This is a genomic window from Streptomyces coacervatus (genome assembly GCF_029223485.1).
Classification (GTDB): Bacteria; Actinomycetota; Actinomycetes; order Streptomycetales; family Streptomycetaceae; genus Streptomyces; species Streptomyces coacervatus.
The window spans coordinates 45,165-70,423 of the sequence record NZ_JARHTP010000004.1 but is presented as its reverse complement, the minus strand read 5'-3'; the positions used below and the strand labels follow the sequence as shown (position 1 = coordinate 70,423).

General features: G+C 70.9%; 25 protein-coding genes. 15 read left to right on the top strand and 10 right to left on the bottom strand.

Annotated features, from left to right (window positions below):
- Nucleotides 1-106: 106 nt before the first annotated feature.
- Nucleotides 107-583, top strand: coding sequence for a GNAT family N-acetyltransferase (locus tag P2Q00_RS11165; protein ID WP_275771977.1), 477 nt, complete (start codon nucleotides 107-109; stop codon nucleotides 581-583).
- On the opposite strand, the gene P2Q00_RS11160 is transcribed toward P2Q00_RS11165, so the two are convergent.
- On the bottom strand, nucleotides 561-1,787 hold the full coding sequence (locus tag P2Q00_RS11160; RefSeq protein ID WP_275771975.1) for a PucR family transcriptional regulator: 1,227 nt from the start codon (nucleotides 1,785-1,787) through the stop codon (nucleotides 561-563). The two genes, P2Q00_RS11165 and P2Q00_RS11160, sit on opposite strands and share 23 nt — an antisense overlap.
- 317 nt (nucleotides 1,788-2,104) lie before the next feature.
- Between P2Q00_RS11160 and P2Q00_RS11155 the strand changes: the two genes are divergently transcribed.
- The 5 genes from P2Q00_RS11155 to P2Q00_RS11135 are packed head-to-tail and all read left to right on the top strand — an operon-like array spanning nucleotide 2,105 to nucleotide 6,454.
- Nucleotides 2,105-3,838: an ATP-binding protein gene (locus tag P2Q00_RS11155; RefSeq protein ID WP_275771973.1), complete on the top strand. Its 1,734-nt coding sequence runs from the start codon at nucleotides 2,105-2,107 to the stop codon at nucleotides 3,836-3,838.
- Between the two features lie 4 nt (nucleotides 3,839-3,842).
- Nucleotides 3,843-4,253 (top strand): roadblock/LC7 domain-containing protein, encoded by a 411-nt coding sequence (locus P2Q00_RS11150; protein WP_030043913.1) that lies wholly within the window; start codon nucleotides 3,843-3,845, stop codon nucleotides 4,251-4,253.
- Complete coding sequence (locus P2Q00_RS11145) at nucleotides 4,250-4,621, top strand: DUF742 domain-containing protein (RefSeq protein WP_266951094.1); 372 nt, start codon at nucleotides 4,250-4,252, stop codon at nucleotides 4,619-4,621. Before P2Q00_RS11150 ends, P2Q00_RS11145 begins: the two co-directional genes overlap by 4 nt.
- Nucleotides 4,602-5,207 (top strand): GTP-binding protein, encoded by a 606-nt coding sequence (locus tag P2Q00_RS11140; protein ID WP_275771964.1) that lies wholly within the window; start codon nucleotides 4,602-4,604, stop codon nucleotides 5,205-5,207. Before P2Q00_RS11145 ends, P2Q00_RS11140 begins: the two co-directional genes overlap by 20 nt.
- Complete coding sequence (locus P2Q00_RS11135; RefSeq protein WP_275771962.1) at nucleotides 5,204-6,454, top strand: cytochrome P450 family protein; 1,251 nt, start codon at nucleotides 5,204-5,206, stop codon at nucleotides 6,452-6,454. Before P2Q00_RS11140 ends, P2Q00_RS11135 begins: the two co-directional genes overlap by 4 nt.
- Nucleotides 6,455-6,539: 85 nt before the next feature.
- Here the strand turns inward: P2Q00_RS11135 and P2Q00_RS11130 are convergent, their stop codons facing one another.
- Nucleotides 6,540-8,270: a hypothetical protein gene (locus P2Q00_RS11130; RefSeq protein ID WP_275771960.1), complete on the bottom strand. Its 1,731-nt coding sequence runs from the start codon at nucleotides 8,268-8,270 to the stop codon at nucleotides 6,540-6,542.
- Between the two features lie 171 nt (nucleotides 8,271-8,441).
- Between P2Q00_RS11130 and P2Q00_RS11125 the strand changes: the two genes are divergently transcribed.
- Entirely contained in the window at nucleotides 8,442-8,576 is a 135-nt protein-coding gene (locus P2Q00_RS11125; RefSeq protein WP_275771958.1) for a hypothetical protein, read from the top strand.
- Nucleotides 8,577-8,929: 353 nt separating this feature from the next.
- On the opposite strand, the gene P2Q00_RS11120 is transcribed toward P2Q00_RS11125, so the two are convergent.
- Both P2Q00_RS11120 and P2Q00_RS11115 read right to left on the bottom strand, forming a co-directional pair.
- Entirely contained in the window at nucleotides 8,930-10,564 is a 1,635-nt protein-coding gene (locus tag P2Q00_RS11120) for an amidohydrolase (RefSeq protein ID WP_275771956.1), read from the bottom strand.
- A gap of 10 nt (nucleotides 10,565-10,574) precedes the next feature.
- Nucleotides 10,575-12,092 carry an APC family permease gene (locus P2Q00_RS11115; RefSeq protein WP_275771954.1) on the bottom strand — a complete coding sequence of 506 codons (1,518 nt, stop codon included), beginning with the start codon at nucleotides 12,090-12,092 and terminating at the stop codon, nucleotides 10,575-10,577.
- Between the two features lie 140 nt (nucleotides 12,093-12,232).
- Between P2Q00_RS11115 and P2Q00_RS11110 the strand changes: the two genes are divergently transcribed.
- On the top strand, nucleotides 12,233-12,952 hold the full coding sequence (locus P2Q00_RS11110; RefSeq protein ID WP_275771952.1) for a TetR/AcrR family transcriptional regulator: 720 nt from the start codon (nucleotides 12,233-12,235) through the stop codon (nucleotides 12,950-12,952).
- Nucleotides 12,953-13,144: 192 nt separating this feature from the next.
- On the opposite strand, the gene P2Q00_RS11105 is transcribed toward P2Q00_RS11110, so the two are convergent.
- Together P2Q00_RS11105 and P2Q00_RS11100 are read right to left on the bottom strand one after the other, a co-directional pair.
- The gene (locus tag P2Q00_RS11105; protein WP_275771950.1) at nucleotides 13,145-13,453 is read right to left on the bottom strand and encodes a DUF4235 domain-containing protein; all 309 of its coding nucleotides are present in this window, start codon (nucleotides 13,451-13,453) and stop codon (nucleotides 13,145-13,147) included.
- A gap of 270 nt (nucleotides 13,454-13,723) precedes the next feature.
- A complete protein-coding gene (locus P2Q00_RS11100; protein WP_275771948.1) occupies nucleotides 13,724-14,176 on the bottom strand; it encodes a nitroreductase family deazaflavin-dependent oxidoreductase in 453 nt (150 codons plus the stop codon).
- A 413-nt stretch (nucleotides 14,177-14,589) separates the two neighbouring features.
- Here P2Q00_RS11100 and P2Q00_RS11095 point away from each other — a divergent pair, with 413 nt between their 5' ends.
- A complete protein-coding gene (locus P2Q00_RS11095) occupies nucleotides 14,590-15,789 on the top strand; it encodes a cytochrome P450 (protein WP_275771946.1) in 1,200 nt (399 codons plus the stop codon).
- 24 nt (nucleotides 15,790-15,813) lie between these two features.
- Nucleotides 15,814-16,008 (top strand): ferredoxin, encoded by a 195-nt coding sequence (locus tag P2Q00_RS11090; protein ID WP_275772701.1) that lies wholly within the window; start codon nucleotides 15,814-15,816, stop codon nucleotides 16,006-16,008.
- Between the two features lie 3 nt (nucleotides 16,009-16,011).
- On the opposite strand, the gene P2Q00_RS11085 is transcribed toward P2Q00_RS11090, so the two are convergent.
- Nucleotides 16,012-16,563, bottom strand: coding sequence for a TetR/AcrR family transcriptional regulator (locus P2Q00_RS11085; protein WP_275772700.1), 552 nt, complete (start codon nucleotides 16,561-16,563; stop codon nucleotides 16,012-16,014).
- A 132-nt stretch (nucleotides 16,564-16,695) separates the two neighbouring features.
- On the opposite strand from P2Q00_RS11085, the gene P2Q00_RS11080 reads away from it, so the two are divergent.
- A complete protein-coding gene (locus tag P2Q00_RS11080) occupies nucleotides 16,696-17,154 on the top strand; it encodes a nuclear transport factor 2 family protein (RefSeq protein ID WP_275771943.1) in 459 nt (152 codons plus the stop codon).
- 9 nt (nucleotides 17,155-17,163) lie between these two features.
- Entirely contained in the window at nucleotides 17,164-17,694 is a 531-nt protein-coding gene (locus P2Q00_RS11075) for a flavoprotein (protein WP_275771942.1), read from the top strand.
- Nucleotides 17,695-17,788: 94 nt separating this feature from the next.
- Here the strand turns inward: P2Q00_RS11075 and P2Q00_RS11070 are convergent, their stop codons facing one another.
- Nucleotides 17,789-18,643 carry a hypothetical protein gene (locus P2Q00_RS11070; RefSeq protein WP_275771941.1) on the bottom strand — a complete coding sequence of 285 codons (855 nt, stop codon included), beginning with the start codon at nucleotides 18,641-18,643 and terminating at the stop codon, nucleotides 17,789-17,791.
- A gap of 204 nt (nucleotides 18,644-18,847) precedes the next feature.
- On the opposite strand from P2Q00_RS11070, the gene P2Q00_RS11065 reads away from it, so the two are divergent.
- Nucleotides 18,848-19,819, top strand: coding sequence for an aldo/keto reductase (locus tag P2Q00_RS11065; protein ID WP_275771940.1), 972 nt, complete (start codon nucleotides 18,848-18,850; stop codon nucleotides 19,817-19,819).
- A gap of 10 nt (nucleotides 19,820-19,829) precedes the next feature.
- Here P2Q00_RS11065 and P2Q00_RS11060 read toward each other — a convergent pair whose 3' ends face one another.
- Nucleotides 19,830-20,648: a phytanoyl-CoA dioxygenase family protein gene (locus P2Q00_RS11060; RefSeq protein WP_275771939.1), complete on the bottom strand. Its 819-nt coding sequence runs from the start codon at nucleotides 20,646-20,648 to the stop codon at nucleotides 19,830-19,832.
- Between the two features lie 64 nt (nucleotides 20,649-20,712).
- Between P2Q00_RS11060 and P2Q00_RS11055 the strand changes: the two genes are divergently transcribed.
- Both P2Q00_RS11055 and P2Q00_RS11050 read left to right on the top strand, forming a co-directional pair.
- Nucleotides 20,713-21,630, top strand: coding sequence for a helix-turn-helix domain-containing protein (locus P2Q00_RS11055; RefSeq protein ID WP_275771937.1), 918 nt, complete (start codon nucleotides 20,713-20,715; stop codon nucleotides 21,628-21,630).
- A 373-nt stretch (nucleotides 21,631-22,003) separates the two neighbouring features.
- A complete protein-coding gene (locus P2Q00_RS11050; RefSeq protein ID WP_275771936.1) occupies nucleotides 22,004-23,848 on the top strand; it encodes an RICIN domain-containing protein in 1,845 nt (614 codons plus the stop codon).
- Nucleotides 23,849-23,959: 111 nt separating this feature from the next.
- On the opposite strand, the gene P2Q00_RS11045 is transcribed toward P2Q00_RS11050, so the two are convergent.
- Nucleotides 23,960-25,213: an arsenic transporter gene (locus tag P2Q00_RS11045; protein ID WP_275772699.1), complete on the bottom strand. Its 1,254-nt coding sequence runs from the start codon at nucleotides 25,211-25,213 to the stop codon at nucleotides 23,960-23,962.
- Nucleotides 25,214-25,259 lie beyond the last annotated feature (46 nt).

Here is a 25,259-nt window from a genome sequence, read left to right as displayed (position 1 = left end):
TGCGGGACTCCGTCATTCTTGTTTCGACTTCTTGGACAGGTGTCCACTATAGCGGGACAGATGTCCAAGAAGTTTCACTGTCAGTGCCCGCCGATAGCCTGCGGACATGACTGACCGACAGGTGATCGTGCGACGCGCCCGTGCCGAGGACATACCGGGTCTCGTGGCCTCCAGTGCCGGGCTGTTCGCCGAGGACGGGGGCACGCGGGACAGCAGCGTGAACGTCGACTGGCCGCGCGAGCACGGCGCGCAGTCGTTCGCCGCGGCACTGGAGGACCCGACGAGACTCGTCCTCGCGGTGGAGCACGGCGGGCAGGTCGTCGGACACCTGATGGGATCCCTCGCCGGGCCCACGGCGAAGCGGACGGCCACCTCCGCGACCCTGGTCAGCATCTACGTCCGCCCCGAGCACCGCCGGGCGCGTGCCGGAGACCGCCTGGTGGAGGAGTTCCTGGACTGGGCCCGGCGGCAGGGAGCCGAGCACGCCGAGGTGACCGCCTACGCAGCGAACACCGACGCGATCCGGTTCTACGAGCGGAGCGGCTTCGCAGCCATGACGGTCACTCTGCGGCAGCCCCTGTAGCGCCCCGGCGCAGCTCCAGCGCGCGAAGGGCCAGCTGCATCTCCAACTGGGCCGCAGGATCGTGCAGTCGATGGCCGAACAGCTCGTCCAGCTGGCGCATGCGGTAGCGCACCGTCTGGGGGTGCACGGCCAGCCGTACGGCCACCTCGCCGGCGTTGCGGCCGCACTGCAGCCAGCTGAGCAGGGTCTCCGCGAGGCGTTCGCGCTGCGGAGGGCGCACCTGCTCCAGCGGGCGCAGTCGGTGCTCGGCCATGGCGTCGATCAGCGCGTCGTCCCGCAGGAGCAGCAGCGTGGCCAAGTGGTCCTGGCAGCGCACCATTTCGGTGTCCGCGAGGACACCCCGCCGCACCAGGTCCAGCGCCTCGGACGCCCAGCGCAGCGACCGGGCACCCTCCTGCAGGGCCACGGTCGGGCCCATCGCGGCGCGCAGCCCGTGCAGCGCCCCGGCCACCGCCCGTGCCCTGCCGGGACCCTCCGGGTCCGGCACGACCAGCACCGCCGGCTGGACGGCGAAGCGGGCCAGGAACTCGGGCGCCACGATCGGCTGCGCGCCCGCCTGCGGGCAGTGGTCGATCGCGACCACCGCGAGCGCGCGCGGCACCGGCCAGCGTGCGCTGTGCGCGAGTTCCGCGATGGCCTCCGCCGAGGCCGGCGGATCGGCGGTGAGCAGGTCGATCAGGCGTGAACGCCGCTGCTGCAGCTCACCGGCCGCGTGCAGCCGTGCCTCCGTATAGCCGGCCGTCGTCGCGGCCGCCATCTCGTCCAGGTGCAGGAACAGCGCCTCGCCGAAGGCCGCCAGCACATTGCGCGGCAGCAGATCCGCGTCGACGAGCGCATTAACCCGCCGCCACGTCACCCGTGCGCCCAGCCGCAGCGCGGACTGGAACGAGTCGAGGCTGCGCCCCTCCTCCGCCTCCCCGCGGCCGATGCGCTGATACGTCGCCTTCACCGGCTCCCAGTCCGTGTCCGGCTTCGCCATCCGCTCCAGAAACCCCTGCAGCGCATGGTCCACGCCCCGGTGCACACCCTGCATGTACGTGTCGTCGGCGGGGCGCGCGTACTCCGGGATCTCGGTCCTGATCGCCCGTACGACCTCCTCGGTGATGTCGGCGAAGAACGGTCTGAGGTGGTGGTGCAGGTCCGACGGCAGCGCGTTGAACGGACCGCCCGGCTCATCGACCGGCACAGCGGCTCTCTTCGGCACGGCGTGACGATACCCGTCAGTAATCCGTCAGGGCTTATCAACGGCGTACAGGTGTGGGCGAGTCGATTGTCCTCCGCTGACAAGATCCAGGTCCGTAAAGACATTTGTCGATGTGTGGGCCGTTGGCTGAGAGTGACGGAACCCTCACCTCCGCCGGATGTTCGAGGTTGATCCTTTCGGGTTCAAACCCGATAAGCTCCCCTTCGGCGCTGCGAGTTGACTCGGTCGAGATCGGTCATCTTGTGGTGCGTCATGCATCAGTGCGCTCCCCCCTTGCACACCCCCCTGTTCGAACGTGTTGCTTGTTAAGGATGCAGATGGAACTCGCCACTCCGCCGCCGGCGGCGCGGGCCCCTGTCGCCTGGTACAGCTGGTGGCTGATGCCGCTGGCTTTAGGAGGCGGGACGGTTGCCGCCACGTTCATGAGCTCCGAGCGAATAACCGCCGGAGTCGCGGGTGTCGCGGCCACCGCCGCAAGCGCCGTCTGTGTACGGCTGCTGATCCGCACCCGCACCCAGCTGAGCCGCTCCGAGGGCTCCTTCCGCACCACGCAGGCCGAGCACTCGCAGCAGTGGCAGCAGCATGTCGCGGGCCTGGAGCGGAAGTTCACCGCGGAGCGCGCCTCCCTGGAGGCACAGCTCACCGAGCAGTCCGGCACGTACGAGGCGCAGCTCGCCGAGCAGGGTTCGACGTACGAGGCCCAACTGGGCGAGCAGGCACGCGCCTTCGAGGAGCGTCTCACCGCCCAGGTGAAGTCGTACGAGGCCCAGCTCGCCGACCAGGCCGAGGTCTGGCAGGAGCAGCTCGCCCACCAGCAGGGCGCGGTCGCCCGGCTGGCGAACGAGCAGCTGCCCGACGCGCTGAAGCAGCTGCGCGCCGGTGATGCCATCGACGACCTGTTGCCCGAGACCAATCAGTGCGCCAAGGTCGGCGCCGACCTGCAGGCCGACCTGCGCAAGGTGCTGCGCACCGCGCTGATCGGTGTGGAGGAGGAGTTCAACCGCTCGACCTCCGCCGAACAGGCCGTCATCAGCATCGGCAACCGCATCCACGTGCTGACCGGCAAGCTCCGTGGCCGCCTGCACGAGATGCAGGGTGAGCACGGCCGGCTGCCGGCCGTCGCCCGCGGTCTGATGGAGCTCGACCAGGAGCTCGGCCCCGCCGACTCGCTCGCCGCGAGCATCGGTGTGCTCGGCGGCTCGGACCGTCCGGGCCGGCAGTGGCAGGAGCCGCAGCGGCTGCTCAGCGTGGTACGCGGCGGCATCGGCCGGATCAAGGACTTCCACCGCATCGAGGTCCGCCAGCTGCCCGAACTCGGCGTCGACGGCGGTCTGGTGGACCACCTCACGCTGATCTTCGCGCAGCTGCTCGACAACGCGGCCCGCTACTCGCCCCCCAGCGAGCCGGTGCTCGTCTCCGGCAAGGAGGTGCCCAACGGCGTCGGCATCGAGATCCAGGACTCCGGCAAGGGCCTGAGCGAGGAGAAGAAGCGCGAGGCCGAGGAGGCCCTGACCGGCACCGCGGCCGGACCGGGCATCGGCGGCATCTCCGAGGACGCCAACATCGGACTGCGCGTCGTCGGCGCCCTCGCCCGTCGCTACGGCATCCGCGTCACCTTCGCGGACTCGCCGTGGCTCGGTACCTCGGTGGTGATCGTGGTTCCGCACAAGTACTTCAGCCCGCTGCCCGCCGCCGCTCCGGTCACCGCCGCGACTCCGGTGGTCCAGCCTGCAGCGGCCGCCCCGGTGCGCACGGCGGCCGCCGCCGAATCGGTGGCCGAGCCCGGCGAGGCCGTGGACACCACGCCCGGCGGACTGCCCCGGCGCCGCAGCAAGCGGAACGAGGCGGAGCCTGCGGTGCGGCACCAGCCGGCCGAGCGCCCGGAGAGGACGGAGGAGACGACCGTCTCCGCCGTGCCGCCGGACGCCTCGTTCACCGGCCTGGCAGCCTTCGCCACCGCCGGCCGCGAGTTCGGCGAGGAGTCCACCACGGAGGATCCAGGGCCTGCCGGCCGCGAGTCCACCGAGCACCACACTGAAGAGAGCGACTAGTCCCATGACGCAACAGGGAACCGACGTGAGCTGGGCGCTCCGCGATCTCGTGGAATCCATCCCCGAGATCCGCTTCGCCCTCGTGGCCTCCAGTGACGGCAAGGCCATCACCTCCTTTGGTGCCGAAGACCCCGACGACGTGGACCGGTTCGCTGCCGTGGTGGCCGGACTGCAGGCGCTGGCCCAGCCGGTCGCCGAGCAGTTCCCCAAGTACGCGGGGCAGCTGCGGCTGGCGATGATCGAGGTCGACGGCGGCCATCTCTTCGTCGTACGGGCCGGTGTGGAGACGTATCTCGGCGTCCTCGCCCGTGAGGGCCTCGACCAGGGGCTGCTCGGACACCAGATGAGGGATCTGGCCCGCAGGATGGGTGAGCTCCTCGGCACCACTCCGCGGCTGGAGGAGCACTCTGGATGAGTGCTCCTCGCCGGCCCACGGACCCGTCCGGTCTCGAGCGCTACTACGTCCTCACCGGGGGGCGCAGCGGACCGGGCGGTTCGGCGTCGAGTCTCGACGTGGCTACCCTCATCGTCTCTCTGGCCGCCCCGGCGCCAGGCATGCAGCACGAGCACGAGGACATCCTCCGGCGCTGCCGCGATCCGCTGTCGGTGGCCGAACTCGGCGCCCACCTCGGACTGCCCTTCAACATTCTCGCGGTGCTGCTGGCGGATCTGCTCGAGGCAGGCCGCGTCGAAGCCCGTGACCCCATCCCGGCGCACGGCGCCGGTCGCGGGCCCGACCTCGCGCTCCTTGAGGAGGTACTCAGTGGACTTGAACGGCTTTGACCATCCAGGCCGGCCCGGCGGGGGCGGTCCCCGCTCGGTGAAGGTGATGATCGCCGGCGGCTTCGGCACCGGGAAGACCACCATGGTCCGCTCGGTCAGTGACATCAAGCCGCTGACCACCGAGGAGACGCTCACCCAGGCCAGTGCCGACGTCGACCACCTCATCGGCGTCGCCGACAAGACGGAGACCACCGTCAGCCTGGACTTCGGCAAGATCGGCCTCAATGACAGCCTGATGCTGTACCTGTTCGGCACGCCCGGGCAGGAACGGTTCTGGTTCCTGTGGAACGGCCTGTTCAAGGGGGCGCTCGGCGCGGTCGTCCTCGTCGACACCCGGCGTCTGGCCTCCAGCTTCCGGGCGATAGAGGAGATGGAGCGGCAGAACGTCCCGTTCGTCGTCGCCCTGAACGTCTTCCCCGACTCCAAGAACTATCCGGTCGAGGAGATCAGGGACGCCCTGGACATCCCCGAGGACATCCCGGTCGTGGCCTGCGACGCCCGCGACCGGGCCTCCAGCCGTGATGTGCTCGTCGCGCTGATCCACCACCTGAAGGACCGCTCTGCCGCCGCACTGGAGTCCCGATGAACGCCCAGCCCTTAAACGGTCCCGACGCGCCGCGCGGGTGCCCCGTCGCACACGGCGGGGCTGAACTCACGCGGCTGTACGGCCCGGACGCGGCCACCGATCCGCAGGCCATCTACGAGCGACTGCGCAAGGAGCACGGCTCCGTCGCACCGGTGCTGCTGGAGGGTGACGTTCCCGCCTGGCTGGTGCTCGGCTACCGCGACAACCGGCGGGTGCTGGACAACCCTCGTCAGTTCAGCCGGGACGCCCGCATCTGGCGGGACTGGCGGGAGGGCCGGATAGCGGAGTCCCATCCGCTGGTGCCGATGGTGGGCTGGCGGCCCGACTGCGTCTCCCAGGACGGAGAGCCGCACCGCAGGCTGCGCGGCGCGGTCACCGACGGACTGCTGGCCGCCTCGAGCCGCGGCATCCGGCGGCACGCCACGTACTTCGCGAACAAACAGATCGACGCGTTCGCCGACGCCGGGCGCGCCGACCTGGTGGCCGACTACGCCGAGCATCTGCCGATGCTCGTGCTCACCCGGATCCTGGGCTTGCCCAAGGGGGACGGGCTACGCCTGGTCGAGTCGTGCGCCCAGATCTTCAAGGGCGGCGAGGACGCCCTCGTACACAACGACCGCATCATGCAGATCCTGGGCGAACTCGCGCAGCGCAAGCGGTCCGAACCCGGCGCGGACTTCACCACCGCCCTGCTGGAGCACCCGGCGGCGCTGTCCGAGGACGAGGTCGTCAGCCATCTGCGCCTGGTGCTGATCGCCGCCCACACCACGACCAGCAACCTGCTGGGCCGGGTGCTGCAGCTGCTCCTGACCGACACGGCGCGGCTGTCCGGGCTGATCAGCGGTCGGCTGACCGTGTCCGCCGTGGTGGAGGAGGTCATGTGGAACACCCCGCCGCTGGCTGTCCTGCCGGCGCGGTTCGCCACCAGCGAGCTGGAGCTCGGCGGGCACGACCTGGAGGAGGGCGACCTGCTCCTCCTCGGCCTCGCCGCAGGCAACGTCGACCCGGAGATCCGGCCCGACGAGGGCGTGGCGGTCCAGGGCAACCAGGCGCACCTGGCCTTCAGCTCCGGTCCGCACGAGTGCCCCGGGCAGAGCATCGGCCAGTCCATCATCGAGGTCGGCGTGGACGTCCTGCTGCACCGGCTGACGGGCCTGCGCCTGGCCGTACCGCCGGAGGAACTCGGCTCGACCGCCTCCACGTGGGAGTCCCGGCTGGACAGTCTGCCGGTCGAGTTCGCCGTCTAGGCCACGCCATTGCACCGCTGCCCGGCCGGTTTCCGGCCGGGCAGCGCCGTGCTCACAGCCGGTGAGCGCGAACAGGATTGAGGCGTCAGCCGTCGAGCCAGTCGCCTTCGACGCCCGTGGGACGGTATCCCGTGGCGTTCCAGAGGAAATGCGGGTGGGCGCCGGCGAACATGTAGGCGAGCAGCGCGGTGTCTTCCCTGCCGGTTTGAGGGTCGTGCAGGGTGTGAAACCTTTCGGATCCGACTACGCCCGCGTCTTGTTGGACTTCACGAGCGCGGTCCGGGGACGGTGCCGCGCCGGATGCCTCCACGGCGGCGATGTAGGTGCGTCGCAGGATCTCCCAAGCGTTGTCGATGTTGCCGTACCAGGGGCCGTGCAGTGCTTCGAAGGCATGGAGTTCGGAGTCGAAGAGGGGCCACGTCCGGGGGTACTGGTCTCGGCAGCGTGCGGACAGCTCGGCGGTCCGGGTGCTCAGTGCCGGTGCGGTGCGCCGCGGGGCGATGCTGAGGGTGGTGCCGTGGGTGAGGATGCCGGTGCACGGGTTGGGCTGCAGGTCGCAGAGCGGGCAGTCCTCGGCCGGGGGGAGGCCCTGGGTGATGCCGTCGAACCACAGGGCGTGGCGGCCCGTGAGCCCCATCCAGACGATGGTGGTGGTCATCAGCCAGGTGTTCCACATCGGGGTGTGCGCCTCGGGCATGCAGCCGTATTTGACGATGGCTATGGCGCAGGCGGCGTAGAGGGCCTTGGTGTGGGTGGGCATCTCGGCGAGCCAGAAGTTGCTGATCTCGCCGGTGAGGGCGTCGGCTCGTACGTCGGCCATGTCGTCGATGGCGCGGCACAGCAGCAGGGAGGCGAGGTTCTCCTCCTGCCAGAGTTCGGTGTCGGGTGCGACGTGCCAGAACAGACAGTCCAGCATCTGCAGGATCGAGTAGGTGCTCTGGCTGAGTGGGTTGCTCTGGGGGAGCGTGACGTTGCCCGCGTGGTGCTGTTGGAGCCAGTACTCGTCGACGGATCGCTTATGGGCTGAGAAGAGTCCGCTGACCAGGGCCCGTGCGCTGTTGGTGCTGAAATTCTCGGCCAGGCGGCCTTCGACGTGTTGGGTGAGGCGCGTCGTATCGATGGTCTCGATCACGCGTTTGTATTCGTGGAAGACGAGGATGTCGTCCTCGAATCGGTGGCGGTGACCGAGGTCTCGTTCGAGGTCGTTCATCTGCCGGGTCCAGGACCATCCACCGGTCAGGACGCTGTCGAGTTCCCGGCGGTGGGGCCAGGTCTTGACGGTGAGGGGACGACCGGCGCTCTGCCGCCAACCGTAGTCACCCAGCGTGCGTGCGGGGGGCGTGGGCAGCCGACGGCACAGAGGGCAGGCGCAGACGGTCGCCTGCTCCTCCTCGCGCGGCGGGGTGAGTGCCCGGCTCCGCCAGGCCCCTTCCAGCATCGTGCAGGTCAGTCGGCAGACCTCGATATCGGTGCTGACTTGGGGAAAGGCCGCTTCGATCATGCGCAGGCTGGTGTCGAGGTGCCTCAACCTGGCGTAGCCCTCCTCGTCGGGAGGGAGGAACGCGGGCTGCGCCAGGTGGAGGGCTCCCTCCACACGCAGCGTGGTGCCGGAGCGGGGGGATCCGAGTGCGTCCAGCCGCTGCTGAGCGGCGTTCTGGGACCTTCGGTACTGCTCCGTGCTCCCATGTATTCGTTCCACCAAGAGGCGGGCCAGGGTGATCCCCGCCTCCGTGGGCTGGAGTTGGGCGCTCGGCTGCGCCGGGATCAGGCTGTTGGCGGACGCCGCCGGAATACCACCTACGGTTCGAGATTTCACACCGCTCCCTTCAAGCTGTGGTCATGACAACGGAATCGACCGACCGTGGCTGTGGGTCGGTCGTGTCCGGGGATCTTCTGTGCCTTCGGCAACGGCCTCGCCGAGCAGCCGGACTCACGCGACCGGCTCCGGCTCCTGCTGCGAACGACAGCGAGAGGCACGACTGCTGCGTTGACGGGCGAAGGGGTGGAGCGGGTCGCCCACCTGCCCTTCGAGGGCGAACTGCCCGGTGCCCGCTCGGTTTTCGAACGCGGCGGGCCGCACGTCTACGGCAGATTCATCCTCGACATCGGCGGCCTTCCGTGAACGGCCCGGCCTTGTCGAAGCACTCCTGTTGCGGGACGAGCACCTGCACCGCCGCCTCAGCGGTGTTGATCAGGAAGCACTGGCGGCCCGTCGGGCGCAGCGCGACCACCGGACTCCGGATGTCTGTCGGCGGGGGTGTCGAAGGGGAGCTCGAACGTGAGGTCCTGAGGCATGCGCTTCCTTCCGGGAGACCGGCGATACAGAGCCCCCCCGCCCTGCGAACGGGTGGCCGAAATGGCCACCCGTGCCTTCGAACTCAGCTTCTACGGCCGAAAGTTGAACCGAGAAGCGATACGAGGCTGCCCACAGCGTAAATGATCTACGCGTGACCTCACCGTGATGTCCGTTACTGCTTATGCCTCTTGAGCTGTGTACACTCCCTCGCCTCCCACATAGGTCAGCGCCACACCCGTCTCCGCGATCGCCTCGGTCGGCCCGTCGAACGGGTCGCGGTCCAGGACCACCAGATCGGCGAGCGCGCCCGCCTGGATCCGGCCGGTGTCGTCGAGGTGGTTCACATGGGCCGATCCCGAGGTGTACGCGGCCAACGCCTCGGCGAGGCCGATGCGTTCGGCGGGCAGGAACACCGGGGCGCCGGCGCCGTCGGGCGTCACGCGGTTGACCGCGACATGGATCCCCTGGAGCGGATCGGGGCTGCTGACCGGCCAGTCGCTGCCCGCCGCGAGCCTGGCCCCGGAGCGCAGCAGCGCACCGAACGGGTACTGCCAGGAGGCCCGTTCGGAGCCCAGGAAAGGAATGGTCAGCTCGTCCATCTGCGGTTCGTGCGCGGCCCACAACGGCTGGATGTTCGCGGTGGCGTCGAGCCGGGCGAAGCGCGCAACGTCGTCGGGGTGCACGACCTGAAGGTGCGCCAGATGCGGCCGGGTGTCGCGCGGCCCGTTCGCCGCCCGCGCGGCCTCGACTGCGTCCAGGGCGTCGCGTACGGCCCGGTCGCCCAGTGCGTGGAAGTGGCACTGGAAGCCGAGCGCGTCCAACTCGGTCACATACTTGGGGAGTTGGCCACGGTCGATGAAACTCTTGCCGCGATTGGCGGTGGCGCAGCCGCACTTGTCCAGATACGGATCGAGCAGCGCGGCAGTGCCGTTCTCTGCGACCCCGTCCAGCATCAGCTTCACGGTGGCGGCGCGGAACCGGCCATGGCTCAACGCGGCCCGCCTCTCGACGAGTTCGGGAATCTGCTCGGCCCCGCGCTCCCGGTCCCACCACAGGGCCCCGACCACCCGCGCGGTGAGCGAGCCGTCGCGGGCCGCCGTCAGGTACGCCTGCGACGGGTCGTCCATGCCGAGGAAGTCCCCGACCAGCGCGTCCTGCCAGGCCGTGATGCCGAGCGCGTGCAGATGGCGCTGCGCGTGCAGCAGCGCCGCCACCCGGTCGGCCGCGGTGGCCGGCGGCGCCAGGCGCCCGACCAGCTGCATCGCGCCCTCCTGCAGGGTGCCGGTCGGCTCGCCCGCCGCGTCCCGCTCGATCCGCCCGTCGGCCGGGTCCGGTGTGTCCCGGCCGATGCCCGCCAGCTCCAGGGCACGGCTGTTGACCCAGGCGCCGTGGTGGTCACGGTTGGGCAGATAGACCGGCCGGTCGGGCACGACCGCGTCCAGGAGCTCCTTTGTCGGTGTGCCGCCCTCGAAGGCCTCCATGGACCAGCCGCCGCCGAGGATCCACTCCCGCTCGGGATGTGCTTCGGCGTACGAGCGGACGGCGGCGACCGTCTCGTCCGCGGTCCGTGTCCCGGTCAGGTCGCACTGGCTCAGCTCCAGCCCCGCCGGGACCGGATGCACGTGCGCGTCCTGGAAGCCCGGCAGCAGCAACCGCCCGGCCAGGTCGACCACTTCGGTCCGCGGCCCGGCGAGATCGCGGACCTCGTCGTGCCCTACGGCGGTGATGCGGTCGCCGGTGACGGCCACGGCGGTGGCGGTGCGGCCCTCGGGGGTGAGGACCGGGCCGCCGGTGAAGAGGAGATCTGCGTGCATGTTCCCTTACCTAGTGAGCAGTTTCCCGGTGAGCTGCCGGGAGCAGGTGCGGGGCGTCGGCGTCGGTGCCGTCGCCCGTGCGGAAGTACGGCGACCTGCGCACCCACCTGGCCCACGCTGCGGCCACGAAGCCCGACGCGATCATCACCAGAGGAGTCGACAGCAGGAACCAGCCGTTGTTCGCGCTGAGTTCGAAATGGTCGGTGGAGGAGTAGAACGACCACCCGAGATATCCGCCGAGGCCGAGCAGCGCCACGGAGCTCAGTGCGGGCAGCACCACCGCCCGGACGCCCTGCCGCCAGTCCTCGCGCAGCAGCGAGCGGAAGCGTACGGCCGCAGCGAGGGCCGTGAGGGCGTAGGACAGGGCGACCACGATGCCCACGGCGCTCACCGTCGCCATGATCATGTCCGCGAGCCGCGGAATGACCAGGGCCAGTGCCGCGATCACCGTCGCGAGCGCGCCGATCAGCAGCGTCCCGGCGGCCGGAGTCCCGTACCGGGAGCTGACCTTGGACCACACCGGCCCGAGGGTACGGTCCCGGCTCATCGCGAACATCGCCCGGGCCGTCGGAATGACCCCGGCCTGCAGCGAGGCGACCGCCGAGAACATCAGCGCCACGAGGGGGAGTGCGGCCAATGGCTGGGACGCCAGCCGGTCGCCGAAGTAAGCCAGTCCCTGGGCGCCGTGCCCGGCCAACTCCGGCTCGGACAGGACCCGTTGGAAGGCGACCGAGCCGATCAGGAAGAGCGCCAGCATGGTGAGCAACGTGATGATCCCGGCACGGGAGGCGTCCCGCGGGTCGCGCACCTCCTCGTTGACGCTGAACGCGGCCTCGAAGCCCCAATAGCAGAACACCGACAGCAGCATCCCCTGGGCGAGCGCCGACGCCGACGGGATCGCGAACGGGTCGAACCAGCTCAGGCTGAAGGCGTGCGGGCCGTGGACGATGCCGTATCCGCAGAACCCGAGCAGGACGACGTACTCGAAGACCAACAGCCCGGTCTGCAGCCGCGCCGCGGTCCGGACGCCGGTGACGGCGGTGAGCGTGACCGCGATCAGGACGACGATGCCGACCACGGTCGTCTGCGCCGTCGAACCCGGGTCCAGGGAGAGCCCGGCCACCCGGTGCAGCCCGGCCTCCCCGGCGAGCTGGATCAGCGCCGATCCGGTGACCGCGGTCGTGTACGCGAGGAACGCCAGGGTCGCCACGATGTTCACCCAGCCGACCATGAAACCGAGCCACGGGCTGAGCGAACGGCCCACCCAGACATAGCCGTTGCCCGCGTTCGGCTCCACCCGGTTCAGCCGGGAGAAGGCGCCCGCGATGCCGAGGATCGGCAGGAACGCCAGCAGCATGATCGCCGGGAGATGCAGCCCGACGACCCCGGCCGTCACGCCGAGGCCGATGCCGATGCTGGTGGTCGCGGCCGTGCTGGACGCGGCGATGGCGATGCCGTCCAGGACGCCGAGGGACTTGCGCAGCGCGGGCCGCGCAGGTGGGTCTGCACCGAAGGGGAGGTCGGACATGGCTGGGTCTCCGCTCGCACCGGGGGGCCTGATCGGCCCGGTGACCGCACATGAAACTGCCCGGGGACTTATCAGGTCAACAGTGTTGTCATAAGCTGCCGGGCAGCACATGAGGACCACCGGCCCGAGGGAGGCAGTCCATGAGCGAGCGCGTCGTCCCGCCCGCCGCCCGGCAGCGCAGACGCCCCACCAAGCAGGGCGTCGTCCTCTCCGAGGAGCTGATCGTCGCCACGGCGCTGCGGCTGATCGAGGAACACGGCGCAGAGGCGCTGTCCGTCCGCCGCCTCGGCCGCGCCCTCGGTGCCGACCCGAGCTCGCTGTACCGCTACTTCCGGCACACCGACGATCTGATGCTCGCCGTCACCGACGAGCTCATCGGCCGTACGCTGCGCACCTGGTGCCCCACCGGCGACTGGCGCGCCGACCTGCGCGATCTCGGCCTGCGCATGCATGCGGGTGCTCTGGCCCATCCCCGGGCGGCCGTCCTGAGCTCGTACCGGGTGACCGGGCGGGTGTACGAGATCCAGGCCGTCGAGACCATCCTCGGGGTGCTGCGGGACGCCGGCTTCCCCGGCGCCGAGGCGGTGCGGATCTATCACGCCTACGTCGACCAGGCCCTTGCCTTCGGTGCCCTCGACTCGGCGAGCGTCGCGCTGCCGAAGGCCGCCCGGGAGGCGGAGACGGCCGTATGGCGGGCGACCTACGCCCGGCTGCCCGCCGACACCCACCCGCACATCGCCGCCACGGCCCGCCACCTCGTGGCCGACATGCCGCACAGCTCCTATCCGGCCGCGCTGGACCTGCTGCTCAGCGCGGCGGCGGCACGGCTGGCCGAAATCCGGGAGCGGCGAGAGGCCTGACCGCCCCGGCCCCTTCGAGGAACGCGGCTACGCAGACCCGGCAGGCCACTCCTTCTGCGAAGTCCGCGGCGGTTCGGCAGCGCCCTGAAGGGGCGCGGGGCTGTGTCGACAAGCGGCTCCGCCGCGGGGCGCGACCAGCCACGATGGCGCCGCAGACGAACGACGGACATCGCCGCACAGCCCGAGGAGCGTCTAGTCCCGGTCACCCTTGTCGCTGGCCGGCCAGACACCGGTCGACCGCTCGATGGCCTTCGCACCCGTGCGGTCCACCGCACTGCGCACCACGGCGAACAGGGCGCCCTGCACCGCCGCGGCGAGCAGGATCTCTCCCCAGCCGCGCTCCTGGTCCAGGGCGTCGGGCGCGTCCTCCTCGTGCCGCAACGCCATCCATGTCTTGCGGAAGGCGAACCCGGCAATGGCCCCGCTGGCCCAGCTCATGGCGAACCCCAGGGGCTTGTAGGCGAGGGGCAGCTTCAGTTTCCTCTTCTTCGTCTTCGCCACGGCTGTCTCCTCCGTCGGTCAGGGCCGCCCGGGCGCAGCATCCTCGTGGCGGTGATGGCGAGCTCGACGGTGTCACCGAAGCCGGGCTTCCGGTAGAGGCCGGGTGCCCCGTCGCGGCTCGCGATCGGCTTGGGAGGCACGAGAAAGCCCCGCCGCGACGGGGGAGCGCGGCGGGGCCTTACGCACGGGTGCCCGGCGGAATCCGGTTCATGCGTCCTCAATCGAAGATTTTTTCCAGCCCGGTTCAGAGCCGGTCCCCCCGGCTCCTGCTCACTGCCCCGCGCCGGCAGGTTCCAGCACGAACACCGGGATCTGCCGGTCCGTCCTCTTCTGGTAGTCGGCGTACGGCGGATACGCAGCCACGGCACGCTCCCACCAAGCGGCCTTCTCGGCGCCGGTGACCTCGCGGGCCGTCATGTCCTGCTTCGCCGGCCCGTCCTGGAGCTCCACACGGGGATCTCCCTTGAGGTTGTGGTACCAGACCGGGTGCTTGGGCGCGCCGCCCTGCGAGGCGACGAGGGCGTACTGCCCCTCGTGCTCGACGCGCATCAGCGGCGTCTTGCGGATCTTGCCGCTCTTCACGCCGCGCGTCGTGAGCAGGATGACGGGCAGGCCGGTGTCCCGCAGCGTCGTTCCCTTCGTACCGCCGGAGCTCTCGTACAGCTCCACCTGCTCGCGCACCCACTGCGTCGGGCTCGGTTCGTACTCGCCCTCAAGAGGCATGGCATCCGTCCCATCGTCGAGTCCTACGGCTGACTGGCACCGTGCTTCAACACCGGTGCGCGCAGGAATCATCCATACCGCACCGCCCCTCGGCCCCGTTCACGATCATGCCGCGGGCGTGGCGGGATCCGGCAGACCGACCACTCGGGCGGTGGCTCCAATCGGGCCACCGCCCGCACGGCCGACGTCGTGATCACGCCACTCGGCGGCTGCCGGGCATGTCTGCCGGATCAGCCCGGCGCAGGGGTCCTGCGGCGGCCGACTGCCCGCCCGGCCGAATTCAGATGCACGAGCGAGCATCCCCGGCCAGATTGCCCGCGCCCCCGATCTGGCCGAACTTCACGGTGCCCCATAGGTGCCCCGGGCATCTAATGAAGATCTGCACGACGCACTCTTCGTCTGCGAGGTCTTCCATGACGGAAACCGAACCTGTCGCGTTCCCCCAGGACCGGACCTGTCCCTACCACCCGCCAACCGCCTACGATCCGCTGCGCGCAAACCGCCCGCTGACCCGGATCACGCTCTACGACGGCCGTCCGGCCTGGCTCGTCACCGGGCACGCCCTCGCCCGCGAGCTGCTCGCCGACCAGCGCCTGTCGACCGACCGCAACCATCCCGACTTCCCGGCCCCCACCGAGCGGTTCGCCGCGGTGAAGGACCGGAGGGTCGCGCTGCTCGGCGTCGACGATCCGAAACACCGCACACAGCGGCGGATGATGGTCCCCAGCTTCACCCTCCGGCGCGCCGTCGAACTGCGCCCCCGGATCCAGCGGATCGTGGACGAACGGCTCGACGCGATGATCGCGCAGGGGCCGCCCGGCGAGCTGGTGAGCGCCTTCGCACTGCCCGTGCCGTCGATGGTGATCTGCGCACTGCTCGGCGTCCCGTATGCCGACCACGAGTTCTTCGAGGGGCAGTCGCGCCGGCTGCTGCGCGGCCCGAAGGTCGAGGACGTGCAGGACGCGCGCAACCAACTGGACGCGTACTTCGAGGAGTTGATCGACACCAAGCTGAAGCAGCCGGAGCCCGGCGACGGTGTGCTGGACGAACTCGTCCACCAGCAGCTGCGCGAGGGGCAGCTGGACCGCCAGGAGGTCATCTCGTTCGCGACCATCCTGCTGGTCGCCGGTCACGAGACCACCGCCAACATGATCTCCCTGGGCACCTTCACCCTCCTCCAGCACCCGGAGCAACTGGCCGAGCTGCGCGGCAACGCGGAACTCCTGCCCGGCGCCGTCGAGGAGTTGATGCGCATGCTGTCGATCGCGGACGGGCTGCTGCGCAGGGCCACCGAGGACATCGAGGCGGGCGGCACGACGATCCGGGCGGGCGACGGCGTGGTCTTCGCGACCTCGGTCATCAACCGCGACGAGGACGTCTACCCGGCCCCCGACACCCTCGACTTGCATCGGTCCGCCCGCCATCACGTCGCGTTCGGCTTCGGTATCCACCAGTGCCTCGGCCAGAATCTGGCCCGCGCCGAGCTGGAGATCGCCCTGCACACCCTCTTCGACCGGCTGCCGACGCTCCGTCTCGCCGCCCCGGCGGACGAGATCCCCTTCAAGCCCGGCGACACGATCCAGGGGATGCTGGAACTCCCCGTGACCTGGTAAGAGGCTCAGGCCATGCACACCGACATGCACATCGAGATCGACAAGGACGTCTGTATCGGCGCGGGCCAGTGCGCCCTGGCCGCCCCGGGCGTGTTCACCCAGGACGACGACGGATTCAGCGCGCTGCTGCCGGGCCGGGAGGACGGCGCCGGCGACCCGATGGTGCGGGAGGCGGCCCGGGCCTGCCCGGTGAGCGCCATCACCGTGTCCGAGGGCTGAGGCTCAGCAGGCCCGCAGCAGCAGCCATGCCGCCTCGCGCGCCTCCCCGGCGGGCTCCGTGCTCTGGGTGATTCCGGCGGTGACCATGGCGCCCTCGGCCAGCAGGAACAGCTGCCCGGCCAGGGCGCCGGGCAGCCCCGCGTCCGCCACGAGCCCGGCCAGATACTCCCGGAACGCCCGCTTGTGCGCCCGCACTCGGTCCGCCACCCGGGCCGACGTGGCGCCCAGCTCGCCGTAGGAATTTATCCACGCGCACCCACGGAACCCGTCCTCGCCGAACCACGCCTGCAGCCAGTCGAAGACCGCCAGGATCCGCTCCTCGGGTCCCTCCTGCCGTTCCACGAACTCGGCGAGCCGGCCGCGCCAGCGCACGTCGCGGCGCTCCAGATACGCCTCCACCAGCTGCTCCTTCGCCGGGAAGAGCTGATAGAGCCGCTTGAGCGAGACCCCCGAGGCGCCGCGGATGTCGTCCATGCCGACGGACTGGATGCCCCGCCCGTAGAACAGCTCCTCGGCGGCGTCCAGCGCCTGCTCCCTGGCGACTGCGGTGTCCATGACGGGCATGCGGCGTACGACCTCTCCTCGACGAGCCCCGCTTGACGCGAGAACGAGCGTTCTCCTACGGTAGCAGCCCTGCGGAGAACGCTCGTTCTCCACGTCTGTCCGTCCGCCTGCCGAGGAGGAACCATGGCCGACCGCCCGCCCCTGCCCCCGTTCACCCGCGAGACCGCCGCGCAGAAGGTCCAGGCCGCCGAGGACGCCTGGAACACCCGGGACCCGCACAAGGTGGCGCTCGCCTACTCCGAGGACTCGGTCTGGCGCAACCGCGGCATCTTCGTCACCGGCCGCGCCGAGATCGTGGACTTCCTGACCGCCAAGTGGGCACGCGAGCACGACTACGCCCTGCGCAAGGACCTGTGGGCCTTCGACGGCAACCGCATCGCCGTCCGCTTCCAGTACGAGTGCCGCAACGCCGACGGCCAGTGGTGGCGCTCCTACGGCAACGAGCTGTGGGAGTTCGACGAACACGGTCTGATGACCCGGCGCGAGGCGAGCATCAACGACATGCCGATCGAGGAGAAGGAGCGCCGCATCCACGGCCCGCGCCCCGAAGCCGAACGGGGACGGTCCTTCCCGCTTGAGTAGGGTTCCCGGGTGACCGAACAGGCCGAGAAACCCTTCCTCTACGTCGTCGTGTGCGCCGCCGGGATCGCCGCGGACGTCAGCAAGCTGATCACCGCCGCGCAGGAGCGGGACTGGGAGGTCGGCGTCATCGCCACGCCGGTCGCCATGAACGGCTTCTTCGACACCGCCGCCGTCGAGGCGCAGACCGGCCGCCCCATCCGCTCCGCCTGGCGTACCCCCGGCGATCCGCGCCCCTTCCCGCCGCCCGACGCCGTCGTGGTCGCACCCGCCACCTTCAACACCGTCAACAAGTGGGCGGCGGGGCTGGCCGACACCCTCGCGGTGGCCACCCTGTGCGAGGCGTACGGCCTGGGCGTCCCGGTCGCCGTACTCCCTTGTGTGGCCGACGCGTTGGCCACCCACCCCGCCTATCAGGACAGCCTCGTACGACTGCGCGGGATGGGCGTCCGGTTCGGCGAGCCGTACTCCGGCGAGCCGGAAGAGGACGGCTCGCGCCCGGAGTTCGGCTGGGAGCGGGCGCTGGACCTGCTGGAACGCTGAGCGGCCCGCCCCGGGGTGCGACCAGCCCCCACCGGCCCGCACCCGCGACGGAGCCGCATATTGATACAGCATCACCGCACTTCCAGCGGAGCGCTCAGGCGCAGCCCACCGTCGGGCCCGCCAGCATCCCCCCGGTGTACAGGGCCTGTCCCTGTGGCATCCAGTAGCCCAGCTTCGACACGACCGTCGAGCAGGCGGACCCGACCGAGGCGCGGACGACGACCTTGGCCGGGTGACCGGGCTGGAGGTCGGTGACGGCGCAGTCGAGGGCGTAGGCGTTCCTGGTCGTCGCGGGATAGCGGCCGGTCAGCGGATTGACGCAGCGGGCGTCCTTCGTGGACAGCCGCACCCCCGAGCTCTCCTCTCCAATGAGCCCGAAACGCGCGCTGCCGTCCCCCTGCTCGCTGTCGCGGAAGATCCGGTACGTCAGCGTGGTCGCCGCGCCGCGCCGCAGCGTGCTCCGGTCGACCTCGATGCGGTGCGTGGCGGGCGGCTTCGGCGCGGTCAGGGTCAGTGTGGCGCGGACGGTGCCGTGCAGGTCCACGCCGGCGGGCGCCGACTTCACATGGACGTCGGCCGTCACCTCGTAAGTCCCCGGACCGGGGTACTCGCCGGAACCGGGAAGCCTCCCGGAGACGGCCGTCACACCGTCCTTCCGCGCGGTCCAGGTGCCCGAGGTCAGACAGGCGCCGCCGTCGCCCGACCCCCCGCCACGGCAGGTCGCCGGGGCCGACACCGCCATCGTCGGAGTGCCGCTGCCCGCGCACAGGCTGATCGAGGCGCGCTGTCCGTGCGCGCCCCGCAGGATCCCCGCGGGTGCGCACAGCGTCGACGGTTCGGGCGGCGGGCTCGGGCTGCTCCACGCGGGTGAGACCAGGGCCAGGGGCAGGGTGAGGGGCACTGCAGCCGCTCCGATCAGGAGCTTCAGCTTCGTCGCACGTGTCGGCACCGGGTTCCTCCCACAGGGCCACGACCGGCCGGGCGCCGATCACCTGCGCCGAGGATGCGCGAGCCCGCCGACCGCCCGGCGGCTCCCACGCCGGGCGGTCACCTGCGGGCAGCAACGCCCGGCGCCCGGACGGCGTGGTACTTGAAGCACAGACGAAGCCGTACGCTCCCCTTCGTACCCATCCCGAAGGCAGGAGCAGCAACGATGCAGTACGTGAAGCTCGGTTCGACGGGTCTGGACGTCTCGCGGGTCTGCCTGGGCTGTATGACCTACGGCCTGCCCGACCGCGGCGTGCACGAGTGGACCCTCGACGAGGAGGCCTCGCGTCCCCTGATCCGGCAGGCGCTGGAGGCCGGGATCAACTTCTTCGACACGGCGAACATCTACTCCGACGGCACCAGCGAGGAGATCGTCGGCAAGGCACTGCGCGACTTCGCGAACCGCGACGACATCGTGCTGGCCACGAAGGTGCACGGCCGGATGCGGCCCGGGCCGAACGGCGCCGGGCTGTCCCGCAAGGCGATCATGACCGAGATCGACCACAGCCTGAGCCGGCTCGGCACCGACTACGTCGACCTGTACCAGATCCACCGTTTCGACCCGCATACGCCGGTCGAGGAGACGATGGAGGCCCTGCACGACCTGGTGAAGGCGGGCAAGGTCCGCTACATCGGGGCGAGTTCGATGTACGCCTGGCAGTTCTCCAAGATGCAGTACACCGCCGAGCGGCACGGCTGGACCAAGTTCGTGTCCATGCAGAACCACTACAACCTCCTCTACCGCGAGGAGGAGCGCGAGATGCTGCCGCTCTGCGCCGACCAGGGCGTCAGCGCCCTGCCCTGGAGCCCGCTCGCCCGCGGCCGGCTCACCCGGGACTGGGGCACCGTCACGGAACGCAGCTCCAACGACAACTTCGGCAGCCGCCTCTACCCGGAGGGCGACCGCACCATCGTCGAGGCCGTCACCCGCATCGCGAACGACCGCGCCGTCCCGCGCGCCCAGGTCGCCCTCGCCTGGCTGCTGCACCAGGACACGGTGGCGGCCCCGATCGTCGGCGCGGCCAAGCCGCACCACATCGAGGACGCCGTGGCCGCCGTCGAACTCGAGCTCAGCGACAAGGAGATCGAGGAACTGGAGCAGCCGTACACCCCGCATCCCGTCGTCGGCCACAGCTGACCGGTGCTGCTCAGTGCGGCCCGTGCGGTGCGAACTCCGTGCCGCACGGGCCCGCGCCCTCGCTCTCCGCAAGCACCACCCGCTCGCCGTCCATCGACAGCGTGCGGTAGAAGTGCCCGATACGCTCCGCCGAGCGCCCCACGTAGTGGCCGATGAACGACCGGCGGAACCGGTCGGTGGTCCCGTTGGGCCCCGAGCCGTGCACCAGGCTGCCGTTGAAGAACAGGACGTCGCCCGGAGCCATGTCGACCGGCACGGCCGCAAGGCCCGGTGGCGGGGGAACGTACTCCCGCGCGAACGACACCTCGGCGTCCGCCTCCTCGGGGCAGAACAGGTCCATCCGGTGCGTACCGGGGACGACCTCCAGACCGCCGTTGTCCCGGTCGATCACATCGCAGGCCACCCATGCCGCCACACAGGTGCCCGGCTCCACCCGCAGATAGAAGTTGTCCTGGTGCAACGCCTGCCCCCGCGCGCCCGGCGGCTTGAAGTAGAACATGCTCTGGGCGGCCAGCACCTCCTCGCCGAGCAGCGCCTGAAGCGCCGTGCGCAGCCGGGCGTCGAGCAGGACGCCGAGCGCCGCCTCGCTGATCTCGTGCGGGTGCATCACCCTCGGGTACGCCGCCAGCGGATCCCCGGACGCGCGCGGCTCGAAATGTCCGGGCACCGGCCCGGCCGAGTGCAGCGCCGCGAACTCGGCGCAGAGCCGGTCGATCTCGTCGTACCCGAAAAGTCCGCGTACGACAGTGAAGCCGTCCTCCTGGAACCGCCTCAGCCCCTCCTGGGTCAGGATGGAAGCGCCGGCGGCGCCCATTCCCATGGCTGTCATCTGTCCGCTCCCTCGGTCCGGTGTCCTCGGCACATCACGCTAGGTCGCCGTGCACTTCAGGAGGATGCCCGTGAACGCTGACGGATTGCCCGGGACTGCTGCGCCCGGCGATCCCGCGCCACCGCCGGGCCTGGTCGTGGTCGGCCGCTACGACCAGCTGCCGGGGTACGGCGTCAACCGGCCGCGCGGCGCGGACAGTTGGCTGTTCACCTGGACGACGGGCGGGCAGGGCCGACTGCGCCAGGGTGCGGCCGAGGCGCGGGCCGGCGCCGGGGACCTGGTGGTGCTCGCCCCGGGCGTCCGGCACGAGTACGCGGTCGGACCGGGCGCCCCGCGCTGGCAGTTCTGGTGGGTGCACTGCCAGGCACGCCCGTCCTGGTCGCCGTGGCTGCGTCCGTACGACATGGGCAACGGACTGTTCGTCGTCACACCGACCCCGGCCGCCCTGCACGACCGGGTCGGGTCGGCCTTCCGCCGCATGCTCGCCGACGCCCGCTGGACGGGCGCCGAGCCACCGCCTGCCGCTGCGCCGGAGGACAGGGTTGCCGTGGCGCACGGCACCCCGGCCCGGGAGCTGGCCCTGTCCTCGCTGGAGGAGATCGTGCTGCTCACGGCCGCCACCGCGCGCACTCCGTCGCCGCCGCCCGGTACCGACGTCCGGGTGCGCCGCGCCGAGGCGCTGATCGCCGCCGACCCGGGCGCCCCGCACACTGTGCGCTCCCTCGCGGAAAGCGTCGCCCTGTCGCCCTCCCGGTTCGCCCACCTGTTCACCCGGCAACTCGGCCAGTCCCCGATGCGGGCGCTGCGCGAGGCCCGACTGCGGCACGCCGCCCGGCTCCTGGAGAGCACCGACCTGTCCGTGGACCGGGTGGCGGCAGCCTCGGGATTCGCCAGCCCCTTCCACTTCAGCCGGGTCTTCCGCGCTCGTTACGGGGTGCCGCCCGGCGCTTACCGGACGGGCGGCTCAATGGTTGGGACATGAGCCGAAGCACTCCGTCAGCCCCCTCGGATGTGCGGCGGAACGCCTGCTCAATGGTTGTAGGGGGAGTCTGTGCGCCGACCAACTGAATCCCCTTCCCAATTACCGACCGGACAGGATTGACGTTCAGTCAAATCCCGTCGCCGGGCAGGCAAAGCAGAAAACCGCTGGATCTCTTGTTAGGCGTCCCTGACCTGTGCAAAGGTGTGCCTGTCGGCGCACGGACAATACATTTTCCCGCTGTGTGCACGAGGTCGCTCCCGTTCGACCCACGCTTCAAAAGAGCTTCCCCGGGCGGGCGTTGGAGCTGCCGAATCCTGTACCCATACCCGTTGGTATGGACTTTATGACGCATGCCCCCGAGAGGAATGCAGCCGTGAAAGACGCGGGCCTGTCGAATTCCCCCACGCCCGATCGCCGGTTCTTCGTGACGGACGAACAACTGAGCGCCGAGCTGAAGAAGTGGACCGGGACGACGCCCGCGCTGCAGCCCGTCGGCGAACTCCTCGACCGGCACTGGGAAGCGGCGTTCGCCTATGCCCGGCTGTGCACCGACGGCGCTCCTTCGGCGGGCATGCTCACGACCGCCGCCTTCACGAGGCTCTTCGGCGAAACCCTGCGGCAGAACGGGCCGACCTCCGCCTGGCGGCCCCAACTCCTCGTCACCGTGCGCCGTATCGCCGCAGAGTGGGACAACGACCACAGACGGGAACACCTCCACCCCGAGCTGTGCTCCGAGGGCGGTGACCGCGTCGCGGCCCGGCTGCTCCCGCCGGCCGGCCGGCGCCTGCTGTCCGGGGCCTTCCAGCGGCTGCCCCAGTCGGCCCGCTGTCTGCTGTGGCACGTGGAGGTCGAGGCCGAACCGCTGGAGATACCCGCCGGCCTGCTCGGCATCGAGGAGCAGGACGCACGCGTCGAACTGGAGCGGGCCCGCGAACGGCTGCGCGAGGAGTGCCTCCAGGTCCACCGCGAACTCGCCCCCGAGCAGGAGTGCCGGCGCTATCTGCGCATGCTCGACGTGACCTACCGGCGCGGCGGAGTCGACGTCGACCCCGACCTGGGCGCCCACCTCGCCCGCTGCAGACACTGCCGCCACACCGCCGACCAGTTGGCACAGTTCAACCAGGGCCTCGGCCTCGCGCTGGCCGAGGCGGTGCTCGGCTGGGGCGCGCAGGCCTACGTGCAGTCCCGGATGGCCGCGTTCGCCGAGGAGTCCGGCGCCCTGCCCCCGGAGGTCCCGACCCCGCCGCTGCCGGGCGAGCCCTTCGCTCCCGCCCATCGCGCTCCCGGAGCGCCCCGCCCGGGCGGTCGCTCCGCCGCCCGCCGCGCCGCCCACAAGGCCGCCCGGCACGCCGCCGCCCGCCGTCGCAACCTCGCCGCGGCCGTCCTGACGGTGAGCGGGCTGATCGTCGCCCCGCTGGTCCTGTGGTCCGTCCTCGGCTCCGGCGACGGGACCACCACGGCCGGCGGCGACCACCCCTCCGAGACACCCGGCAGCGGAACGGGCACACCGTCCGCGGGCCCGTCCTGGGTCAGCACCGGAACGGGCTCCCAGGGCACCCTGAGCGGCAAACTCCACAACGTCGACTCCGGGCTGTGCGTCGCCGTCGTCGGCAAGAAGGCCGTCAAGGGAGCCGAGACCGAACTCGCCGACTGCTCCTCGGCATCCGTCCAGCAGTGGTCGTACGAGACCGACGGCCGGCTGCGCAGCGTCGCGGACCCCGACCTGTGCCTGGACTCCCACCTCGGCTACTCGGTACAGCTCACCCCGTGCACGGGCATGGACGAGCCGGGTGCCAGGAACATCCGTTACGACTACACCCTGCAGGGCACCCTGGTGCCGCGCTGGAACCAGGACCTGGCCCTGACCCCCGCCGCCACCGACGGGTCGGGCGCGCTGGTCGTCAAGACCCGCGACGACGGCGCCGCCCAGCGCTGGGTGTTCGACACGTCCAAGGCCGACCTCCAGATGCAGGTGGTCAACTGGGACGCCGAGAACAGCCCGTCCCCCTCGCCGAAGCCCACCCCCAAGGCCTCGCAGACACCGAGCCCCACGCCGACGCCGTCCGCGACTCCGACGACCGCCCAGCCGACGCCGACGAGCGCCTACCCCACGAACCCCTACTGCTACTACAACCCGTCCTACTGCGGATGGGGCGGCTACGGCTCGGGCTCCGGGTACGGCAACGGCTCCGGATACGGCGGTGGCGGCCGCCGCTGACCGTCAGGCCCGAAGCGGGTTCGGCAATGAAGGGGCGCGGGGAACTGCGCGACCAGCCACGATGGCGCTGCACACGGCCGACGGCACATCGCGGCACCTCCAGCGGAGCCTTCAGCCGACGGCCTGCAGCGACAGCCACAGCGCCGCCGTGGCCGGGACGAGCGCGGCCGGGGTGGCGAGCAGGCCGAGCCGGGTGAACTCGCCGAGCCGCACGTCCTGGCCGTGGCGGTGCACGATGCGCCGCCACAGCAGCGTCGCCAGCGATCCCGCGTACGTCAGGTTCGGGCCGATGTTCACCCCGAGCAGCACCGCAAGCACCGCACCGGGCCCGGACGCGGCGGTCAGCGGCAGCAGGACCAGCACCGCGGGCAGGTTGTTGATCAGGTTCGCCAGTACGGCGGCCAGCACGGCGATGCCCAGCAGCGCGGGCAGCCCCGAGCCGTCGGGCAGCACCCGGCCGAGTGCGTCGGCGAGCCCGTTGTCGACGACCGCCCGCACCACGATGCCGAGCGCGAGAACGAACGCCAGGAACGCCGGGGACGCGGCCCGCACCACCGACAGCGGGGTGGCCCTCCGCCGCAGCAGCGCACGGCCGGCCAGCACCAGCGCACCCGCTGCCGCCACCCACGCCGGGTCGACACCGGCCGCCGAGGCCACGACGAATCCGCCCAGCGTGCACCCCACGATGACCAGCGCGAACAGGGGCAGCCCGGGCGTCTCGCCTGGCTCGGGGGAGTGGACCGACGCGGTCAGGTCGTCGTCGAAGAAGCGCCGGAAGACCAGGTACTCGGCGCCGATCGCAACCAGCCACGGCAGCGCCATCAGCGCCGCGAACCGGGTGAAGCTCAGCCCGCTCGCCTCGAACGCCAGCAGGTTGGTGAGGTTGGAGACCGGCAGGAGCAGCGAGGCCGTGTTCGACAGATGGGCGCACGCGTAGAGATGCGGCCCGGGCCGCACGCCGGCCCGGGCGGCGGTCGCCAGCACCACCGGAGTCAGCAGCACCACGGTGGCGTCCAGGCTGAGTACGGCCGTGATCGCCGAGGCCAGCACGAAGACCGCGGCCAGCAGCCGCCCGGGTGACCCCGCCGCCCGCCGCGCCATCCACGCTCCGCATGCCTGGAAGAGCCCCTCCACGTCACAGAAGTGGGCCAGCACGAGTACCGCGGCGAGGAAGCCGACGACGGGCCCGAGCCGGGCGGCCTCTTCCCGGGCGTGGTCGAGCGAGATCGCGCCGGTGGCGATCACGATCCCCGCGGCCGGGACCGCCAGCACGGCCTCCGGCAGGCCCTTCGGGCGCAGCACGGCCCATGCGAGGACCGCGACGAGCAGGGCGACGGACAGTGTTTCGGCGAGCGGGGTGTTCAGGGCAGGGTCCTTCAGGGCGGATCAACGCGGACCTTCAATGAAAGCA

Excerpts from the sequence above, each read along its gene's own strand:
- P2Q00_RS11150 (WP_030043913.1), top strand. The coding sequence starts at position 3,843 with ATGACGCAACAGGGAACCGACGTGAGCTGGGCGCTCCGCGATCTCGTG.
- P2Q00_RS11100 (WP_275771948.1), bottom strand. The coding sequence starts at position 14,176 with ATGCCTCTTGAGGGCGAGTACGAACCGAGCCCGACGCAGTGGGTGCGC.
- P2Q00_RS11060 (WP_275771939.1), bottom strand. The coding sequence starts at position 20,648 with ATGACAGCCATGGGAATGGGCGCCGCCGGCGCTTCCATCCTGACCCAG.
- P2Q00_RS11085 (WP_275772700.1), bottom strand. The coding sequence starts at position 16,563 with ATGGACACCGCAGTCGCCAGGGAGCAGGCGCTGGACGCCGCCGAGGAG.
- P2Q00_RS11110 (WP_275771952.1), top strand. The coding sequence starts at position 12,233 with ATGAGCGAGCGCGTCGTCCCGCCCGCCGCCCGGCAGCGCAGACGCCCC.
- P2Q00_RS11115 (WP_275771954.1), bottom strand. The coding sequence starts at position 12,092 with ATGTCCGACCTCCCCTTCGGTGCAGACCCACCTGCGCGGCCCGCGCTG.
- P2Q00_RS11095 (WP_275771946.1), top strand. The coding sequence starts at position 14,590 with ATGACGGAAACCGAACCTGTCGCGTTCCCCCAGGACCGGACCTGTCCC.
- P2Q00_RS11080 (WP_275771943.1), top strand. The coding sequence starts at position 16,696 with ATGGCCGACCGCCCGCCCCTGCCCCCGTTCACCCGCGAGACCGCCGCG.
- P2Q00_RS11165 (WP_275771977.1), top strand. The coding sequence starts at position 107 with ATGACTGACCGACAGGTGATCGTGCGACGCGCCCGTGCCGAGGACATA.
- P2Q00_RS11135 (WP_275771962.1), top strand. The coding sequence starts at position 5,204 with ATGAACGCCCAGCCCTTAAACGGTCCCGACGCGCCGCGCGGGTGCCCC.
- P2Q00_RS11055 (WP_275771937.1), top strand. The coding sequence starts at position 20,713 with ATGCCCGTGAACGCTGACGGATTGCCCGGGACTGCTGCGCCCGGCGAT.
- P2Q00_RS11145 (WP_266951094.1), top strand. The coding sequence starts at position 4,250 with ATGAGTGCTCCTCGCCGGCCCACGGACCCGTCCGGTCTCGAGCGCTAC.
- P2Q00_RS11155 (WP_275771973.1), top strand. The coding sequence starts at position 2,105 with ATGGAACTCGCCACTCCGCCGCCGGCGGCGCGGGCCCCTGTCGCCTGG.
- P2Q00_RS11120 (WP_275771956.1), bottom strand. The coding sequence starts at position 10,564 with ATGCACGCAGATCTCCTCTTCACCGGCGGCCCGGTCCTCACCCCCGAG.
- P2Q00_RS11065 (WP_275771940.1), top strand. The coding sequence starts at position 18,848 with ATGCAGTACGTGAAGCTCGGTTCGACGGGTCTGGACGTCTCGCGGGTC.
- P2Q00_RS11090 (WP_275772701.1), top strand. The coding sequence starts at position 15,814 with ATGCACATCGAGATCGACAAGGACGTCTGTATCGGCGCGGGCCAGTGC.